Annotated in this window: 16 protein-coding genes and 1 pseudogene; 6 read left to right on the top strand and 11 right to left on the bottom strand. The window is 39.3% G+C overall.

Annotated features, from left to right (window positions below; translation table 11 throughout):
- Nucleotide 1: 1 nt before the first annotated feature.
- Nucleotides 2-1,702: a flagellar basal-body MS-ring/collar protein FliF gene (gene fliF, locus CH364_RS02595; protein WP_100742084.1), complete on the bottom strand. Its 1,701-nt coding sequence runs from the start codon at nt 1,700-1,702 to the stop codon at nt 2-4.
- 246 nt (nt 1,703-1,948) lie between these two features.
- Complete coding sequence (locus tag CH364_RS02600) at nt 1,949-3,418, bottom strand: aspartate aminotransferase family protein (protein WP_100742085.1); 1,470 nt, start codon at nt 3,416-3,418, stop codon at nt 1,949-1,951.
- A gap of 165 nt (nt 3,419-3,583) precedes the next feature.
- On the opposite strand from CH364_RS02600, the gene CH364_RS02605 reads away from it, so the two are divergent.
- The gene (locus tag CH364_RS02605) at nt 3,584-4,237 is read left to right on the top strand and encodes a TetR/AcrR family transcriptional regulator (protein WP_100743356.1); all 654 of its coding nucleotides are present in this window, start codon (nt 3,584-3,586) and stop codon (nt 4,235-4,237) included.
- Nucleotides 4,238-4,280: 43 nt separating this feature from the next.
- On the opposite strand, the gene CH364_RS02610 is transcribed toward CH364_RS02605, so the two are convergent.
- Complete coding sequence (locus CH364_RS02610; protein ID WP_100742086.1) at nt 4,281-5,486, bottom strand: MFS transporter; 1,206 nt, start codon at nt 5,484-5,486, stop codon at nt 4,281-4,283.
- Nucleotides 5,487-5,728: 242 nt separating this feature from the next.
- Between CH364_RS02610 and CH364_RS02615 the strand changes: the two genes are divergently transcribed.
- The 5 genes from CH364_RS02615 to CH364_RS18730 all read left to right on the top strand — a co-directional run bounded on the left by CH364_RS02615 (nt 5,729) and on the right by CH364_RS18730 (nt 11,290).
- Nucleotides 5,729-7,327 (top strand): xylulokinase, encoded by a 1,599-nt coding sequence (locus tag CH364_RS02615; protein ID WP_100742087.1) that lies wholly within the window; start codon nt 5,729-5,731, stop codon nt 7,325-7,327.
- 15 nt (nt 7,328-7,342) lie between these two features.
- On the top strand, nt 7,343-8,194 hold the full coding sequence (locus tag CH364_RS02620; RefSeq protein WP_100742088.1) for an aminoglycoside phosphotransferase family protein: 852 nt from the start codon (nt 7,343-7,345) through the stop codon (nt 8,192-8,194).
- Nucleotides 8,191-9,795 carry a glycerol-3-phosphate dehydrogenase/oxidase gene (locus CH364_RS02625; protein WP_100742089.1) on the top strand — a complete coding sequence of 535 codons (1,605 nt, stop codon included), beginning with the start codon at nt 8,191-8,193 and terminating at the stop codon, nt 9,793-9,795. The genes CH364_RS02620 and CH364_RS02625 overlap by 4 nt, the downstream gene beginning before the upstream one ends.
- Nucleotides 9,796-9,855: 60 nt before the next feature.
- On the top strand, nt 9,856-10,788 hold the full coding sequence (locus tag CH364_RS02630) for an MBL fold metallo-hydrolase (RefSeq protein WP_100742090.1): 933 nt from the start codon (nt 9,856-9,858) through the stop codon (nt 10,786-10,788).
- 139 nt (nt 10,789-10,927) lie between these two features.
- Complete coding sequence (locus tag CH364_RS18730; RefSeq protein WP_243401213.1) at nt 10,928-11,290, top strand: hypothetical protein; 363 nt, start codon at nt 10,928-10,930, stop codon at nt 11,288-11,290.
- A gap of 69 nt (nt 11,291-11,359) precedes the next feature.
- Here the strand turns inward: CH364_RS18730 and fliE are convergent, their stop codons facing one another.
- From fliE to CH364_RS18900, 8 genes and pseudogenes are all read right to left on the bottom strand, one after another.
- The gene (gene fliE / locus CH364_RS02640; protein ID WP_100742092.1) at nt 11,360-11,725 is read right to left on the bottom strand and encodes a flagellar hook-basal body complex protein FliE; all 366 of its coding nucleotides are present in this window, start codon (nt 11,723-11,725) and stop codon (nt 11,360-11,362) included.
- A 102-nt stretch (nt 11,726-11,827) separates the two neighbouring features.
- The gene (gene flgC, locus CH364_RS02645; protein WP_002975027.1) at nt 11,828-12,289 is read right to left on the bottom strand and encodes a flagellar basal body rod protein FlgC; all 462 of its coding nucleotides are present in this window, start codon (nt 12,287-12,289) and stop codon (nt 11,828-11,830) included.
- 10 nt (nt 12,290-12,299) lie between these two features.
- Nucleotides 12,300-12,731 (bottom strand): flagellar basal body rod protein FlgB, encoded by a 432-nt coding sequence (flgB, locus tag CH364_RS02650; RefSeq protein ID WP_100742093.1) that lies wholly within the window; start codon nt 12,729-12,731, stop codon nt 12,300-12,302.
- 504 nt (nt 12,732-13,235) lie between these two features.
- Nucleotides 13,236-14,087, bottom strand: coding sequence for an SDR family NAD(P)-dependent oxidoreductase (locus tag CH364_RS02660; protein WP_100742095.1), 852 nt, complete (start codon nt 14,085-14,087; stop codon nt 13,236-13,238).
- An 80-nt stretch (nt 14,088-14,167) separates the two neighbouring features.
- Nucleotides 14,168-15,409, bottom strand: coding sequence for an RNA polymerase sigma factor (locus tag CH364_RS02665; RefSeq protein ID WP_100742096.1), 1,242 nt, complete (start codon nt 15,407-15,409; stop codon nt 14,168-14,170).
- Nucleotides 15,396-15,686, bottom strand: coding sequence for a YciI family protein (locus CH364_RS02670; protein WP_243401214.1), 291 nt, complete (start codon nt 15,684-15,686; stop codon nt 15,396-15,398). Before CH364_RS02670 ends, CH364_RS02665 begins: the two co-directional genes overlap by 14 nt.
- A gap of 238 nt (nt 15,687-15,924) precedes the next feature.
- Entirely contained in the window at nt 15,925-16,794 is an 870-nt protein-coding gene (locus CH364_RS02675; RefSeq protein ID WP_100742098.1) for a sterol desaturase family protein, read from the bottom strand.
- A gap of 116 nt (nt 16,795-16,910) precedes the next feature.
- Nucleotides 16,911-17,998: pseudogene (locus tag CH364_RS18900) on the bottom strand (AraC family transcriptional regulator).
- Nucleotides 17,999-18,077: the final 79 nt, after the last annotated feature.

Raw genomic sequence — 18,077 nt, forward strand, 5'->3', positions numbered from 1 at the left:
TTTAAGTTTGTTCTTCCTCGGCAAGCCAAGTTCGAAGTAACTGAGCCACATCTTCTGGTTTTTCTTTTGCAAGGTTGATGGCGTTTTCGAGTAACTCTCTTCTGAGTTTTTCGTCCAGGGAGAGTTCGACTTCGGCTCCCCCTTCGTCCATCACTCGAAGAGCAGCTTCTCTCATCATTTGTTGTTGAGCTGCAAGTTCTTCTTCTCTGAGTCTTCTTCTTCTTGCGATTTCTTTTTTGATCGCACGGTAAACTAAGATCGCAAGGATGAGTAAAATTAAAATTACGAGTGAGGCAATCACCATATTACGAATGGCACGTTGCTTTTGAAACTCTTCATCTTCTGCACGAAATTGTTCGGTTCTATCTTTTGGAATGGTGATGACACTGATTTGGTCACCGCGAGATCTTGTGTATCCAATCGCAGCTTCTAAGTTTTTACGAACGAGTTTTAGGTCACTTTCGGCAACAGGAATGTACTTTCTATCATATCCCATTCCATCTTCTCTTTCCTTTCGTTCCCAAACACCATCCACAACTACAGACAAACCAATTTTTTCAATCTTCCAAGGTTGGCGTTTGATGTCTTTCACACGTTTGTTGAATTCGTAGTTATTGATATTTTCGTCTTTGGAATATTCTGCTTTTTGGTAGTCCGTGTCTTTATAACCAGGAGGAAGGTTCGGCTCAGTACCGGCGGGACCATCGGGAGTAAACCCGCGACCCTTAAACGATTCTTTTGTTTCTTTGGAAGATACTTTTAAAGAATATCCATCTACCAACTTTCTTTCGTTATATGGTGTTTCCGGATTGTCTTCTTCAGCAACCACAGGTAATACTTCATTTTCGGTTAAGGATTCTTGGTCCCAATTGAAGGAATATTCAAAACGTGTGATGTCCACACGATCTTCTCCACCCAAATACCAACGAAGGGTATTGCGAATGTCGATGAGACGTTTCACTCGTTCTTCTTCTTCGATTCGGAGTTTTTCTTGGACAATCCTAAGTTCTAATCTTTCTTTTTCTAAGTCTTCTTCGAAGTCAGAAATAATTTTACCATCGGGATCGGCCACACTTACGTTTTCTGGTTTGAGTTTCGGAACAGCACGAGCGACTAAGTTCACAATCCCTTTGATTTCTTTTTTACTCATTCCTTCTACACCCGGTTTGAAGTGTAAAATCACACTGGCTTTCACAGGATAGGAATTGGATTCAAAAAGATCACCTTCTGGGATGGCGATGTTCACATCGGATCTTTCGATGGGTCTTAAGGTATTGAGTGATTTTTCAATCGCACCTTTGAGTGCTCTGTATTTTTTAATGTCTTTGTCGAATTGGGTTTCAGTGAATTTTTCAATGTCGAATAGTTCCCAACCGGTCACACCTGCAGGAATTAAATTTTCTTGTGCAAGTTTTGTGACGATCTCTTGTCTTTGTTCGGGATCTACTGTGATGAGATTTGTTTCACTCGAACCATAAGAGTAACCAAGAGCATCTAGTTTTTTCGTTACCTCAGAAAAGTCTTTGGAATCCAAATCCTTAAAGAGAACCACACGGTTCCGTTGTGACGAGACATTGGATAAGATGATGACTGCCACCACCACAACGGCGAGCACACCACCCAAAATCATTTTTTTGGTTTTATCGAGTTTGTTTAATAACTCTTTGAGATTATCGATGATTTTTTGCAGTGGTTCAGGCATAGTACGGGCCTCGTCAGGATTTGAGACATAATGTCCCGGGAATTCCGAAATGTACAAGTACTTTTCGGCAAGAGAATGAAATTAAGGAGGATTTAGCTTAATTTCTATATGAGACCGATTAGAAACGGTGGTGCCCACCCGTTTTCAGCCGTCTTTCAATGGGCCGGGTCAGAAATGAGGTTTGGTTTAAAGTATAGAGAAAACTAGAAATCGAATGGAAGATCTAGTTTTCTCGGAGAATTCCCCTTAAGCCACACCTTCCACTTTTTGAAACACACGATCAAATCGTTTGAGGGCGTCATCAATGACTGCATCTGTATCGGAAGCACTGGTATAAAGTCTACTTCCTGCGAGAGTCACTAGACCTTCTGACATATAAGCGGCACCCATTTCTTCCATCGCATGTTTTCTTTTATGTGCTTCGGAGATGGTTTTTTTGATGGTCCAAAACTTCTTGATATTGATGTCGAGTAACATAGTACCAACGGTTTCTAAATGGCAAATGGAACCTTGGTTGAAGGCAACAAACGGAAGGTCATACTTTTTGATTAATTTTTGTAATCCTTTTGTTAGGCGGTCTCCGGCTCTTCCTGATTTTTCAAGAGCCCCAGTTTTTTCCATTTCACAAAGTGTAAAGTAACCAGCAGCAGAACTGAGTGGGTTTGCTGCCATGGTTCCACCGATTAACGCCTTTTTGGTGCCTGTTTGTAATCCAGCAGATACATATTTCATGTATTCTTTTTTACCACCTAGTCCACCAGCTGATGGATATCCACCCGCCACCACTTTTCCAAAAATAGTAAGATCAGGAGTCACACCGTAATACCCTTGTGCACCACTGAGTCCAATACGGAATGCAGTGACCACTTCATCAAAAATAAGAAGAGCACCGTATTTATCACAAAGTTCTCTAACACCTTTGTTGAAATTACGGTCAAGAGGTCTTGTACCACTTTCTGGACCCACTGGTTCAATGAGAACAGCGGCTGTACCACCACGGAAACGATTTCTTTTGAGAACGGATTCTAAAGCGTTCAAATCGTTCGGATAAAATTCTTGTGTGTATTTGAAAATTGATTTAGGAACTCCATTGGCTTCAAAATGTCTTGTGCCTGGGATCCGAAGTCCATACGCCAATTGGTCACTCCAACCGTGATATGCACCACCCATCTTCACTATGTTTTTTTTCTTAGTGGCAAGTCTTGCGACACGAATGGATGCCATACAAGCTTCCGTTCCCGAACCGAGCATCCGAAACATTTCCACAGAAGGAACTAACTCTACTATTTTTTCGGCTAACTTGTATTCGTATTCGTGAAAGAGGCCAGTGACAGGTCCCGTTGTGTCTAGTAGTTCGATGACTTTTTTTCGGACAGAGGTAGGATTACTACCAAGAACCGTTGGTCCACCCGCTTGTAAAAAATCGATGTATTTGTTTCCGTCTAAATCGTAGAGATAGGCACCCGACGCTTTTGTGAATACAAGAGGGAAGGGGTGATTGAAAGAAAGGTTGTGTTGGACTCCACCGGGAATGTATTCCGAAGCCTTTGTGATCATGGCTTTGGATTTACTGCATTTTTTATCAAAGTAATTATGAATGATATCATCCATAGCATCTTTACGAATGGAGCGGATGGGAAGGGAAATGAGTTTCCTTAAGTCTTTGTAAACTTGGTCTACATCTGGGTATTCGTTCATGGAAAAGCCTTGGGCCATATTATCTTTCCTCTTCCGGGTCTTTTTACTTGACAATGAGTGATGACTCACTCATTGTCAAGAAGGAATTCAAAAAATTATTCGAGAATGACGGATTCTTTGGAAAATTGCGATCAATTTCCTTGAGAAATCCAGCCTTTTTTCATTTATAGGAAGGAGATGGGTATGGCAGAGACAAAGCATTTTAATGATAGTTTTGAACGGATTTCCGAAGAAAAACGGAATCGAATTTTATCCACAGCCATTTCTGAATTTGCCAACCGCGGGTTTACCAGCGCCAATACGAATACCATCGCTCAAAAAGCGGGGATCAGTGTCGGTTCCCTCTATAAATACTTCGAAACCAAAGAGGATTTTTTCCTCACGGTGGTGGATCATGGAATCACCCAATTAGAAAAAACCTTAGAATCTGTTCTTTCCTTGGATCTGGATTTGTTTGGCAAAATAGAAAAGATCATTCGTATCATCCAAACCCACTCGCGGATCAACCAAGACATCATCCGTCTCTACAATGAAATGACAACGGAAAGTAATTATGAACTCATCACACGTCTTTCTGGTGAGCTTGAATCTTTATCTGCAAAATGTTATATCGAAATGATCAATCTTGCCAAAAAGGAAGGAACCATCTCCTCCGATATAGACAGTAACCTGTCTGCTTTTTTACTGGATAATATTTTTATGACCTTACAGTTTTCTTATTCCACCGTATATTATAAAGAACGCATGAAGATCTATTTAGGGGAAGATGTCTTTGATAAGGATGAAGATGTTGTGGCGGGGGTCATGCGAGTGATCCGTAGGGCACTCGGTGGGTAGGGGTAATTTTCAATGATACCCCCAGTGCGAATGATTTTCTCAATTAACTTTCCATAAACGGTGATTCTTTTAACCAAAACACCATCACAAAATTAATCAGTGATAAAATGAGTAAGATATAGAGAAACGATATCATTCCAAAAAAGTTCAGTCCTAAGATAAATAAAATTCCTGACACTTGTCCCACAAGGAGTAACAATCCTTGTGAAGTGGATTCCGGTGCGGGGGAAGTGATCTCCGCACAGTATTGAAATCCGATGGGTGCTCCAATACCGAGGAGAAAAAATCCAATGATCACGGAACCTGTGAGTAGGAAAATAAATCCTTGGAATAAGGTGAATAAACAAAGTCCTACGAGAAATCCTGCCATTGCAATGATGAGAAATAATTTTCTTTTTTGTAATTTGTCGGATAACGGCGGTATGATGATCCCTCCGATGATTCCAGAAATCAGCATCACTCCACCAACAAGTCCTGATTCGTCGATATTCAGTCCTTTGATTTCACAAATTTGATCGATACAAGTGCTTACGGCATTGAAGACCCCAAGGCCAATGAGAAACAAAAATAGGATTTTTCGCATATCTTTTTGTTTCCATAAAAAACGAAGCCCTTCCAGAAAGGGAAGTTCGCGGTCTTCCCCGTGAGTGCTCGGAGATGTTGGTGGTTTTTCTCTTATGAGTAAAAGAAAAAGAATCGCTGAACCCACAGAAACAAAACCGTAAATCATCATCACTTGCGGAATGGAATTTCCTGATTGGAGTAAGATGGGTGTGAGGATCATCACAAGAATGATTCCTAGAAATTGGGCGAGAGTTCCAAGGGCAACGGCTGTGGCTCTTTCTTGGATGGGAAACCACAGTACACTAATCTTTGTGACTGCGTTTAGTAAAAAAGGTTGGGCTATGGCCAAACCGATTTGGCAGATTAAAACTATGGAATAGTCGGCAGCATAAATTCCTTTGAGTAACCCGCAAACTCCTGTTAGTATGGCTCCAAACCCAACGCCTTTTTTGATTCCGTAAGTATCAATTACATAAGAAGCGGGGATCGCAATGAAAACAAAAACGCCGAGAAATACGAGTGAGAGTAAATCGATTTGTAAAGGGCTTACCTGATAAAACTCTTTAGCATCACGGGCAATGGGAGCAAAGGTCAACCATTGCAAACAAATGGTGGCAGTGATGACGATATAGGCAAATAACACGACCCAGCGGTAGGAATATAATTTTGGAGTGTTTTGGCTCATGGGGACTCCCTTTTTCTACGATCTACGGATTTGGCATCCAAACAAACGTTCGGAATAAATTCTCTCACAGAGAAATCCCGACGGAAAATGATTTGCCATCCGAGCCGATGATTCTAAATCTTTGTGAGTCATCACTCACTTTTTTCTAGTTCCAGGAGAAAAACGAAAGTCCTTTCGGATAGCTCTCTGGAGCGGGGAAAAAGAGGCAGGATTGCGTGAAAAAGCGAACGGACGGAGATTACATGGAATCTGGGTATATACTGACTTACGATATCGGCACAACGGGGGTCAAAACCTGTCTCTTCCGGATGTCAGAGGCTTTGGAGCTTGTGCATTCAGCATCAAAGGAATATTCGATCCAACTTCTTGACAATGGGGGAGCCGAACAAAATCCGGAAGATTGGTGGTTTTCCATGAAAGAAACCACAACACAAATTCTAACCCAATCCAAAATCCAACCAGAGTCCATCCAAGGAATTTCATTTTGTTCGCAAATGCAAGGTTTGGTGCTCACCGATGCAAACTTTCAAGTAGTACGCCCTGCGATGAGTTATATGGACCAAAGGGCCACCAAAGAAATAGAAAAAGGAATTGTTCACGGTTTTAAAATTGAAGGCATCAATGCCGTAAAACTTTTGTTATCGCTTTGGATTACGGGGGCAGTTGCTGCCAGTGTCAAAGATCCGATTTGGAAATACAAATGGGTCGAAAAAAACGAACCAGAAGTATTTTCAAAAGTAAAGTGGTGGTTTGATGTAAAAGAATATTTAATCGCTCGCTCAACTAACGAAGCAGTGATGACAAGAGATTCTGCTTTTGCTACTTTTTTATATAACTCAAGGGTAGGGAAAGGAAATTGGAGTCCTCTTTTGTGTAAGTTATTCGGTGTTCGTTTGGATCATTTACCAAAGATTGTGAATTCTTCTGACAGAGTGGGTGGACTCACAAAAGAAGCTGCTGCGTATTTGGGTTTAAAAGAAAACATATCCGTGTTTGGTGGTGGTGGAGATGCCTCGCTCATTGGTGTGGGAGCCGGTGCTGTAAGTGAAGGTGACACACATATCTATGCAGGAACTTCAGGTTGGATCGGAACCGTTACCAAAAAAAGAACTGTGGATATAGAAGCAAGGATTGCTTCCATTGTTGGAGCGAGAGAAGGTTATTATAATTATTTTGGGGAACAAGAAACATCAGGGAAATGTTTGCAATGGGTGAGAGACCACTTGGCCCTAGATGAAATCGATTTGTACTTAGAAAAAAAGAAAATCACTGATGGTCCTGATGCCGTGTATGAAAGTTTATTCGAGTTTATGTTTGATTCGATTAAAGATACGGAACCTGGTTCGCAGGGAGTGATATTTACACCTTGGCTTCATGGAAACCGTTGTCCTTTTGAAGACCCAAAAGCTAGAGGGATATTTTTTAACATCAGCTTACATACAGGAAAAAGAACTCTTATCCGTGCGGTAGTGGAAGGAATCCTTTTTCATAAACGTTGGATTTTAGAACTTTCTGATAAAAAGATTCCTACATCAGATACCATTCGATTTGTCGGAGGAGTGGCAAGGTCTGCCTTTATCTGTCAGTTGTTAGCTGACATCACGGGAAAAACCATTGAAAGAGTGGTTCATCCCGAAAACGTTGGCGCGATGGGAGCAGCTGCCATTGTAGCTTTTGGAATTGGAAAAATTCAAAAATTTGAAGATATCAAATCAATGATTCCCATCCAAGACAGATGGACTCCTAATCCGAAACATAAAGAAGTTTATGATAAAAACTTTAAAGTCTTTAAGAAACTTTATCAAAATAATAAAAACAATTTTGCAATTTTAAATACATAGGTTCGGGAAAAGGAAATGGACAATCAAAACAAAGAATACAGTGAAACAAGTTTGGGGAAACCTTTTGCAATCGGAAGGTCAGCAGATCTATTTGCATTGCCAGAAAATCAAATTCTAAAACTTTTTTTTCCTGAGGCAAAGGAATCGGAAATCGATTTAGAAATAACAAACACCATCGAAGCCAATAAGCAAGGTGCAACGAAGATGCGTTGTTATGGAAAAGCTAAAGTGGAGAATAGGTTTGGAATCGTATTTGACAGGTTGAATGGAATTTCACTTACAAAACTTCCAGACAAAAATCCATTAGAACTCTTTCGGATCGCAGGAAAACTTGCGAAGTTACATTACGGAATTCATCAGTTAAAATCAGATAAATTTAAAGACATAAAAGAAATCTTAAACCATTGTTTGGAATCTGCACCACTTTCTTTTTTGAGTGCGACTGAAAAAGAAATTGCCAAATCGTATATCGCAACTCTTCCCAATGGAAATTCCATTTTGCATTTGGATTTCCATCCAGAAAATGTAATCGTAGAAGGAAAAGATGAAATCATCATTGATTGGATGACTGCGGCCAAAGGTAGTCCTGCCGCTGATGTTGCCTTCACCTTTCTTTTGTTTACCGATGGGGAACTTTGGCCAGGAACACCAAAGTTAAAAATAATTTTTTATACAATCATCCGAAAGTTCATTCTCGGTGGGTATTTGAAAGCTTATAAAAAATTAAGTGGGATGACGGATGCAGAAATTTCTGCTTGGAGACTTCCTGCACTCATCCTACGGATGGGACTTTGGGATATCGCAAGTGAAAAAGAAGGACTAAGGGCACAAACCATTCGTTTGCTAGCTAATGGTGGAAAAGTATGAACCTAAAGTTAGATCGTTTTATTGAAACTTATAAGGGTGAAGAGTTTGATGTCACGATCATCGGTGGTGGAATCACCGGGGCAACTTTGGCTTACGAAGTGGCTAGTCGTGGTTATACGGTGGCTTTGGTTGAAAAAAAAGATTTCGGTGGAGCCACTTCAGCGGCAACGGGAAAGTTGATTCACGGTGGACTACGTTATCTCAAACAATTTGAAATTGGTTTAGTTCGAGAGGCCTTAAAAGAACGAAGGATTCTTTCCAACATCGCACCTAATTTAGTTTATCCTTATCCTATGGTACTTCCAAAACCGGGACTCATCGCAAGGATTGGACTTTTTGTTTATGATCTGCTTTCTTTTGATAGTAAGTGGACTTGGGACGAATCCAAACAAATTCCCAATCATAAGTATCTCAAACGAAAAGAACTCAACCAAAAAAACTTAGGTGATTTTGAAGATGCCGCTTATTTTTATGATGCGATTTGTTTGAGTCCTGAAAGGTTAACCCTTAGTTTTTTAAAATCAGCTGTTTCTTATGGTGCACAAATTGCCAACTACACAGTGGTTGAAAATTTGATTTGGGAAGACAAAGCCGTTGTTGGGATTTTAGTCCATGATGTTTTGACAAATCAAAAACACCAAATTCGTTCTAAGGTAACGATCAATGCGTCAGGGCCTTGGACACATAACATTCTTTCTAAATCTCCTAAAACAGAACAACCCATGCCGAAAAAACGTTCGGAAGGCATCTATATCATTACCAAAAAATTAACAAACCTAATGACTTTGTATGTGGGTGATAAAGGCCATTTCAGTTTCGCTCCTTGGCGCGGACATTCGATGATTGGACCCACTGAAAAATCTTATTTTGGAAATGTGGAAGATTGGAAACTCACCAAAGAAAGTATCACCGAGTTTATTGATTATATCAATGAAACTTCTCATCTGAAAGAAAAGTTAACAGTGGATGATGTTATTTTTGCTTACGGGGGTTTACGTCCTTTGGTGGAAAGTTCCGATGATACCTATTCTGCATCAAGAAGGTCAGAACTCTATGATCATGCTCGAGATGGAATTCAAGGATTGATTACCGCTGCCGGTGGAAAGTACACAACAAGCAGACATTTTGCAGAATCAATTTTCAAACGAATCCAAAAGAAATTGGATAAAAAATCGGGTGAAGCTATTTCCGCAAAACAACACTTATATGCTTCGCAAATTCCGAATGTGGAAATTTTCATCCAAGGGGCAAAAAAACAAAACTCTGACTTCTCGGAAAATACTATTGATTATTTGATCCGTCACTACGGTTTACAATATGAAATCATTTTGGAACTTGCTAGAAAATCCAAAAATCTGGCAGCAGTTCTGAATGCCGATGGTGAAATTTTAGCGGAAGTAGTGTATGTGATTCGTTATGAAATGGCAAAATCTCTTACGGATGTTTTCTTAAGAAGAACAGGTCTTGGAACGCTTGGAATTCTTTCGGATGAAATTATGAAGGTAATCATTGATACGGCTGCCTCGGAATGGAAATGGTCGGAAGACACAAAAAAGAAAGAAACAGAGATCATTTACAAAACTTTAAAATTACCAGTATGATCCTTTCCTGTTCTTAATTTTCGGCTGACAAAGATCACTTTACTCATATACAATCATGTTATGGGCAAAGTGATCACCATTGATACCGAGTATGCAAAGATGCCACAAGTGGCATCGGCTTATCTTTTAGAAGAAGAGGGCCATGGCGTTGTTATAGAAACCAATACAACCCATGCCATTCCAAAGATTCTTATGACTATGGAATCGGAGGGAATCAAAAGAGAAAACCTCGACTATGTCATTGTGACTCATGTGCACTTAGACCATGCCGGTGGTGCCTGGGCACTTCTCGAAGCCTGTCCTAATGCCATTCTACTGGCTCATCCAAAAACCGCCAAACACTTGATAGACCCTAGTTTACTTATCAAAAGTGCCACATCCGTTTATGGGAAAGAAAACTTTGATTCGTTGTATGGAGAAATCAAACCAGTCCCTAAAGATAGAGTTCGTGTGATGGAAGATGGGGAATGGTTCTCTTGGAAAGACCATTCCTTTCAGTTTATCTATACTAAAGGACATGCCAACCACCACTTCTGTATTTATGATAAAAAAACAAATGGAATTTTTACCGGTGATTCCTTTGGAATTTCCTATCCCCATTTAGAAAATGGAAAACGATTTATTTTCCCGACTACCACGCCCACTGACTTTGATTCGGTGGAAGCCATCCGATCACTCGACCGAATTTTAGAAACAGGAGCTGAGGTTGCTTACCTCACTCATTTTGGTGAGATCGGAAATTTAAAAGAAAATGCGACTGACTTAAAAGAAGGTCTCATCCTTTGTCAGGAAGCCATTACAAACTTGGAAACCATCCCCAAAGAAAATCGTTTGCCTTTTATGGAATCAAAGGTAGAAGCCATGATCCAAACGCTTGCAGACAAACATTCCATAACACTTACCGAATCAGATTGGAAGTTACTGCAACTAGATGTGAATTTGAATGCGCAAGGGTTAGTCTATGCGTTTGAAAAGAAACAACCAAAAGTATAAATTCCAACTTAAATCGATAAATAAACATATGAATCAGAATTTATACAAACCTAAGAATCGGTGGAGGAAATTATTTTTATCACGATTCGTTTTGTTAAATATAATAGCCATACTGATTTTTTCTGGTGTTCAATGCTCTTTGACAATCAAATCGAAAACATCCAAGGAACCTCAAATCCAAATCCAATTTATTTCCGATGAGTATGAAGAAACAAAAAAGATCCCTTCTTCCTTATTCGAATCAAAAGATTTACTTCTCATCTTGGCGGAGTTGTCCAAAAAAGAAGATCCAGCAATGCGTTTTATTTCTACCAACAGAACCGAAGAAATTATGGAAGTGAATGGAAAATCCAATTCTTGGTCAGAAGGTTGGGTGGTTTACGTGAATGCGGAAAGAGTGGATGGAATCCAAATGAAACGCGGGGTTCGAGTTTCTCCTAGTGACAAAATAGAAATTAGGTATGAGGCCGTAGAGCGCGTGTTTGGTCGCCCTACGCCATAGTCCATTTTAGTTCGATTTTAACTAAGATAATAAACTTCTCAAGTTAAAATGAATCAATTCGAATTAGTTTTATCTAAGAGTTGTGAGTTCTCTATAAGCTCTAACAAATCCATCGGACATCGTTTTTGCAAATGTCAAAGAGATTCGAGCCTTCTCTGCCGCAATCATCACGTCATGAAGTTCCACTGAGTTTGGATCAAAAACAATTTTCTGTGTGAGTTCATCTGCTTCTGTTTGTTGGTCATTGACTTGTTCAAAAGCCTTTTTCAAAGCATCCCCAAAAGTTCCAGCGACTTCATCCGGAGATTTGGCTTCATTTGTTTTTCCATAGTGGCGTTCATCAGAACGAAAGATCCCAACCTTGTCTCCTTGTGGGAGAAGGGAATAGGGTTTGTAAGTTTGGGAACTGATATTGGAAATGCGGTCAATGGACATGGGTGTTTCCTCATTCTATCCATCGGCGAAATCTAAAAAACCTAAAGAAAAAAATTATGTCACATTAAAAAAAGTGAAAATACTGAGGGAATAGGCCGGGTTTTACGCCCGACCGATTTCCATTGCCTTATTCATCATGGCTTTGGACCCATTGATGAGTTGGACATTGGCCTCATAAGAGCGAGAAGCGGAAATCATATCTGTCATCTCCGTAACGATATTGATGTTTGGAAGTTCGACGTAGCCTTTTTTCGGGCCAGTTTGGATGGCATCTGGATGGGTTGGGTCATAAGTGAGTCGTAAAGGGCTCATGTCCTTTTCGATTTTCATCACCTTAACCCCTTTGCCTTCACCGGGAGCCACCCCAAAAGGATACACAGGGCTTTTCCAATTGGTTCTTAGGTTAATCGGTGTTAGGATGACGCGGTCACGTCTAAAGGGACCGTCTCCATTGGTATTTCTCGTTGTAGTCGAGTTTGCAATGTTATTCGAAATGACATCCATTCGGAGTCTTTGGGCAGAAAGGCCAGTGGCAGATATATTAATCGAATCAAACATTCCCATAACTTACTCCTTAGTTGGTTCTCATCACAATGTTGAGAAGGCGGTTGTTTTGGTTGAGTCTATCAATCATAAGGCTGTAACTCATTTGGTTTTGGTTGGCATCCACCACTTCTTTTTCAATATCTACGTTGTTTCCATCAGGTCTCATCGTTGTGAGATAATCCAAATTGGTTTTGGGTTTTGCATCCCGATAATCTAAAGGTTTAAAAAATTCAATATGACGGTCGTTTGTGATTTTTGTGGGAACTGCTTTGTCCTTTTCAATTTTTTCTGATTCGATGGCACGTTTCAGCATCGATTCAAAGACCACTTCCGAACGTTTAAAATTAGGAACGTCCGCATTGGCGATATTATCAGTAATCACTTTACGCCTCTGGCTTGCGGCGCCGAGTCCACGTTCCAAAAGGTCTTGAGTTTTCATGAAATGTGTTGCTTCAAACATATTTCTCTTCCTCTCTACATTCCCCTTCGGTCGGTTTTTCTTCCTCCTAAAGTATTTTATGTCGCCTCTTAATGATTTTTTTGGGGCGGCCCCAATGGCTTCTAAAACCAAACGGAGAAGGATGCAGGGTCGGGCTCTCCCTCCAATCCTCCCCAAGGCTTTCATTCTAAGAGCAAAACCATAAATTGATTCAGGGGAGGGATTTCCGCTCGATCCCTGCCGCAGGCGATGGAACTAAAATAACTAAAATCCGAGTTCTTGGAGAGTTTGTGAGATGGGAAACCAACGTGTAGATTTCTGGCCCCAAATCGATTCCCTTTGGAAGTTGATTGGAAATGGAAAGTCGCTCACTTTTGAAACTCGCAATTGATCGAAAGTCACCGCAAAAAGTAAGTCACTTACCTTTTGTACCGAGTGTAAAACGAAACGCACTCGCCATAATCAGTTCCTTTCCCTTCCCATTCAATTTTCAGTTTCCCTGCTTTTGTCCTCGCTTCACCATTTTTATTTCTTTCCTCTGCTTTCCAACTCGAGGAGTAGGGATTGGATTTGGGTGTGTTTTGCTAAAAACCAATCCGAAAAAATCCCTACAATTCCTCTGAGGAGTTGGATGGGGATCCAACGAGCAGGTACGATGATTCTTGGTTTTCGGTGGATCAGTCCTTTCAAAAATGCTTTTGCTACTTTTTCGGGAGGAATTGCTTTTCTTAGGAACGGTGGGAATCCCATCTCTCGCATCTTTGTTGTTAGGTTGTCTCCTCCAAAAACACCTTTGGTGAGCGGGGTTGTAATCCAACCTGGATACAATACGCTTGCACTTGCGCACTTACCTGCAAGCTCCGCACGGAGGGAGCGAGTCAACATTTCAATGCCTGCTTTAGAAGTTGCATAAGGTGCATTACACATTCCATTTGTGAATGCATAGATGGAAGAGGTAACAACCACTTGGCCTTTGTTTTTTACAATCTCTGGTAAAGTGGATTTGATTGTGCGCCAAACACCGAGTAAATCTACGTCCAAAATCTTTTCAAATTCAGATTCATCACAATTAAAAATTGTATACGCTGACTCTTTCCATGAAATTCCAGCATTGGCAAAAACTATATCAATTTTCCCGAAAGTGGAAACTGCGAGACTTGTCACTTGTTTGATTGATTCCCAATCGGTTACATCCATTGCCTTCGCTAAAACTCTTTCTTTTGAAAATTCAGATGCCAATATTTCAACGGAAGATTGAGTAATATCTGTTAATATAAGTTTGGCGCCATGTTCATACAGTTCTCTTGCACAAGCCGCTCCTATCCCTCCTGAGGCACCTGTAATAAGAACAACCTTATCTTTGATATTATAGATCATAAATTTCCTTTTCTATCTGTTAGGAATGATTGGTAAGATTGGTCAACTCGTTATTCAAAAAGAACCAATTCTGCTTTTTGTTAATTTTTTAAATCTAGTTCTTTTAGTTTTTGTTCTAAGAGTGCGATTTCCTTATTGGATTTTGTCATTAGAATGGCCTTTTGGTAATGAATTGAGGCCAAATCGATATTAGAATTGGAATATAAATAACCAAGGAGAGAATGATAATCACGATTTTTATAATTAGTATAAACTTTCATCTCATCCAATGCTTTTTGTTTTCCGTAAACTTTTGAATAAGCAAAAACTCTATTTAAAAATACTGAAGGAGAATTATAAATTTCCAAAAAGTTATCATAAATATTTAGAATGTATTTCCATTTTTCCAAAGACTCTTCTTGGGTATGCCAATAGGCAATGGCGGCTTCAAAATGGTATCTTGATCGAGAGGTTGTAGTAAACGCCTCTAAAAAATATTCATTCCCTTTTTGTATTAGGTTTTGGTCCCATTTGGATTTATCTTGGTCCGTAAATATTACGATAGAACCATGTATATTTGTGCGAGAGTCAAGCCGAGATGCCTGAAAACAAAAAAGTGACATGAGTGCTAATAACTCTGGTGTTTTTGTTAACTTTGATTCCAAAAGGGAGAGTCCAAGATTCATTGCTTGTTTAATTAAATCGAAACGAATCACAGAATCTTTTGTTTTTGAAGAATAACCTTCGTTAAATAGGAGGTAAATTGTTAAAAGGACTGAGTCCATTCTTAATTTGATTTCTTCAATTGTTAGATCTTTAATTTCAAAGTTTGATAGGCGTAATTGTTCACGAGCACGGAATAATATTTTTTTTACCGCTTCTTTATTAGAGTGAAGAGCAAATCCAATTTCTTCAACACTAAAGCCACATAAAATTTGTAGACTCAAACAAACTCTACTTTTAGGAGATATTGTATTTTCGCAAACAGCAAAAATCATAGCCAGTTGGCTATCAGAAATCAAACTTTCTTCAAAACTAATTTCTTGGGTTTCCTCAGTATTGGTTTTTATAATATTATTAATTTTTTTAGTTTCAGATGTTCTTTTTCTAAAACCATCTTTGGCAATATTTTTGGCAACGGTGTATAGCCAAGCCGATGGGTTCTGTGGAATTCCACTTTGAGGCCATATTTCAATGGCTCTTAAAAATGTTTCTGCAATTATATCTTCAATTAAATCTAGATCTTCCAAACCAAAATGACGGCATAAAACAGCCGTCATTTTAACTTGTTCTCTTCGAAACAAATCGGAAAGAATTGTTGTTTCTTTGTTAGCTGTGGTCATCAGGAGTTACGACTTTTCTAACTTCAACATTCCCTCCTATTTTCAAAATGGGGCAACCTTTTGCAATTTCCACTGCATCAGCGAGAGTTTCCGATCTAACAACGATATAACCATTGATAAATTCTTTAATCTCTGTGTAAGGACCGTCTGTTACCAAATTTCCCGGGTGAACAGTTTTTGCATCGGTAATTGCTAAACGGTTTCCTTTGTCAGCTAATTGGTCTTTGGCAGATAAATTTGCCATCCAAGCCATCCATTCTTGTAGCACTTTTTGCATTTGGTCTGGGGAGGGTCTTTCTCCCTCCTTGTTGCTATTCCTGAAAATTAAAGTGAATTCTTTCATTTTTTTACCTCAATTAGATAACGTTTCTAATTTGAAAATGGGGACATAGAAATAGGAAAAAATATATTTCCCTTCATGACCAATTTCTTTGAGGTTCTCGGCAATTGAAGTTCAAATTTATAAGGAATGGAATCGGGGTCATCATATCGATTCGCAGATAACCCCAATTTTATTAAGAGATTAAAAGATTCGTTTCTGCTTCCACTTTCCTTTTTGGTTTTTGTTCTTTTCGTTTTATATCTCTTTCTTCTGTGATTTGCTCATAGTAAGATTCGTAGTAAGGAAAGTTTGTTCCCATGAGACGATCCCATACATTGAAATAAAGGGAGTAGTTTCCTTGGAACTTTTGGTGATGGAGGTTATGGTGAGTAGATGTGTTGATCCACTTTGTAATGGGGTGAGAGGCCCAACCCTTCGGAAAAAATTCATATCCTAAATGCCACCAAATGTTGAGAATCATGGCATAAAAAGTGTGGAATAAAACTACATAAAAATGTATAGGAACAAACATCACAAAAGGAACAATGTAGATTGCTTCTAAAAATGCTTCCGTTGCTTGGAACCGGTAGGCTGCAAGGGGAGATGGGTTTACCGATTGGTGGTGTTCTGAATGGACATGTGGGTATACTTTTTTTATATGAGCAAATCTGTGCATCCAATAGAACCAAGTCTCATGCCAGATGGTAATCAGTAAAAAACTTAAAAAAATATATCCGATTCCCGCTAAACTCGAAACAGGCCCAAAGTAAACGGCACTCGGAACAATTTTTGCTTTCATCAAAGTGATGTTAGTCATAGCAATTAAAGTAAAAACAATTAATGTAACTGCTGATTGGCGAAACTCTTTCCAAACCTTCTCTGCTTTGGGATATACTTTTTGGATGCGGTAGGTTTCAAAAAAATCCTTTCGCCAAATATAGAATAGTAAAAATGCAAATCCTGCAATTGGATAATAACGTAGAAAATTTAGAACACCTTGTGTAAAACCAATTTTGGTTACACAATCTAAAACTAATTCACATTGAACCGGCCCACCAAACATAGAACTCTCCTAACCCTTTGTTCCAAGAATGTATCGATTCTACCAAAAATCAAAATCCAAATCGACCGGATTGGTAAAGCCGGAATAAAAAAAGATTCCGCATGGACCCATTCGGATCAAACTTTTAATGACTTTCTGAATTCGCTAGGACTTGTACCTACCTCACGTTTGAAGGCGTCATAAAAGGTGGATTTGGATGGAAAACCAACATCAAAGGCAATGGTGAGGATATTCCTCTCAGGATGTAGTGAAAAAAGCTCTTTTGTTTCTTGGATGCGGTAATGGTTCACAAACTGGAAGAAATTTTTCTTTTGGTGTAGATTTAAATATTCAGAGAGTTGGTGTTCCGAAAGATCCATCTCTTTGGCTAACTTCTCTAAGTTGATATTTTCATCTCGGTAAATTTTTTCTTCTTCCATTAAGTGTTTGAGCCTACTTTGCAAAGTTTCAAGGTTGAATCCACTCAGTTGGGAAGTTTGGTATTTTTTTTCTTCGATGACAATCCTCTGCACTTCTCCCCAAAGTTCTGGACTTTTTTGTCTGAGTAAATAAACACCAATGAGAAGTAAGGCGATGAGAGTTGAAACTAATTCCAATCCATGACTTTGGTGAAAGAATAAGGTATAAATTCCCACTAAGCTAGAAAAGGCTCCAAAACCTACAATAATTCCCACCAAACGAAGATGAGCTGACTTTTTGAATCTCTCTAGTCGAATGTATTTTACCATATTTGAAAAAACGTAAAAAGCCGCATAAAATATGGGCAAAACAGCGATGAGAATGGTAATTTGAAATCTTAGAGGCACTCCCTCTGATTGGTATTTTGTGTGTAGAGCAATTTTTTCTTCACCAGAAGACAAATAAAAAGGGAGTAGTAAGGTAATTACCGCTAAAGCAGGGACTAATTCCCAATAGGAAAAACGGTTTTTATTCGGAATGTCGTCCCAAAGTTCTGAAAAATAATGTTTGAGAAGGCACCAATGCAGGCAGTGAAGGGTAAATGAATCAGATAAATGTGTGGGAAAAAAAGGTAAAGTCCAGTGTAGGAAAGGAAAGTATGGGCCTGGAACAGGGAGGCAAAGAGAAATAACATTCCTTGGATTTTGGTTTGGCCTGTTGTATTTTTTCTAATAAATTCGCCCCAAGCAAAGAGGAGAGAAAGCCCAGCAGAAAATCCGATCAAACCACTTGTGAGATTCCACATTGTGGATCATATTTGAATCAATCGATTGGATTGTAAAATAAAATCACTTGCCTCGGGTCCGTTCCGAATTAGAATTACG

It is taken from the genome of Leptospira harrisiae, assembly GCF_002811945.1.
In the GTDB taxonomy this organism is placed as follows: domain Bacteria; phylum Spirochaetota; class Leptospiria; order Leptospirales; family Leptospiraceae; genus Leptospira_A; species Leptospira_A harrisiae.

What these genes read in the sequence shown, in the direction of transcription:
- fliF (WP_100742084.1), bottom strand. Translation starts at nt 1,702, where the DNA reads ATGCCTGAACCACTGCAAAAAATCATCGATAATCTCAAAGAGTTATTA.
- CH364_RS02600 (WP_100742085.1), bottom strand. Translation starts at nt 3,418, where the DNA reads ATGGCCCAAGGCTTTTCCATGAACGAATACCCAGATGTAGACCAAGTT.
- CH364_RS02605 (WP_100743356.1), top strand. Translation starts at nt 3,584, where the DNA reads ATGGCAGAGACAAAGCATTTTAATGATAGTTTTGAACGGATTTCCGAA.
- CH364_RS02610 (WP_100742086.1), bottom strand. Translation starts at nt 5,486, where the DNA reads ATGAGCCAAAACACTCCAAAATTATATTCCTACCGCTGGGTCGTGTTA.
- CH364_RS02615 (WP_100742087.1), top strand. Translation starts at nt 5,729, where the DNA reads ATGGAATCTGGGTATATACTGACTTACGATATCGGCACAACGGGGGTC.
- CH364_RS02620 (WP_100742088.1), top strand. Translation starts at nt 7,343, where the DNA reads ATGGACAATCAAAACAAAGAATACAGTGAAACAAGTTTGGGGAAACCT.
- CH364_RS02625 (WP_100742089.1), top strand. Translation starts at nt 8,191, where the DNA reads ATGAACCTAAAGTTAGATCGTTTTATTGAAACTTATAAGGGTGAAGAG.
- CH364_RS02630 (WP_100742090.1), top strand. Translation starts at nt 9,856, where the DNA reads ATGGGCAAAGTGATCACCATTGATACCGAGTATGCAAAGATGCCACAA.
- fliE (WP_100742092.1), bottom strand. Translation starts at nt 11,725, where the DNA reads ATGTCCATTGACCGCATTTCCAATATCAGTTCCCAAACTTACAAACCC.
- flgC (WP_002975027.1), bottom strand. Translation starts at nt 12,289, where the DNA reads ATGGGAATGTTTGATTCGATTAATATATCTGCCACTGGCCTTTCTGCC.
- flgB (WP_100742093.1), bottom strand. Translation starts at nt 12,731, where the DNA reads ATGTTTGAAGCAACACATTTCATGAAAACTCAAGACCTTTTGGAACGT.
- CH364_RS02660 (WP_100742095.1), bottom strand. Translation starts at nt 14,087, where the DNA reads ATGATCTATAATATCAAAGATAAGGTTGTTCTTATTACAGGTGCCTCA.
- CH364_RS02665 (WP_100742096.1), bottom strand. Translation starts at nt 15,409, where the DNA reads ATGACCACAGCTAACAAAGAAACAACAATTCTTTCCGATTTGTTTCGA.
- CH364_RS02670 (WP_243401214.1), bottom strand. Translation starts at nt 15,686, where the DNA reads ATGCAAAAAGTGCTACAAGAATGGATGGCTTGGATGGCAAATTTATCT.
- CH364_RS02675 (WP_100742098.1), bottom strand. Translation starts at nt 16,794, where the DNA reads ATGTTTGGTGGGCCGGTTCAATGTGAATTAGTTTTAGATTGTGTAACC.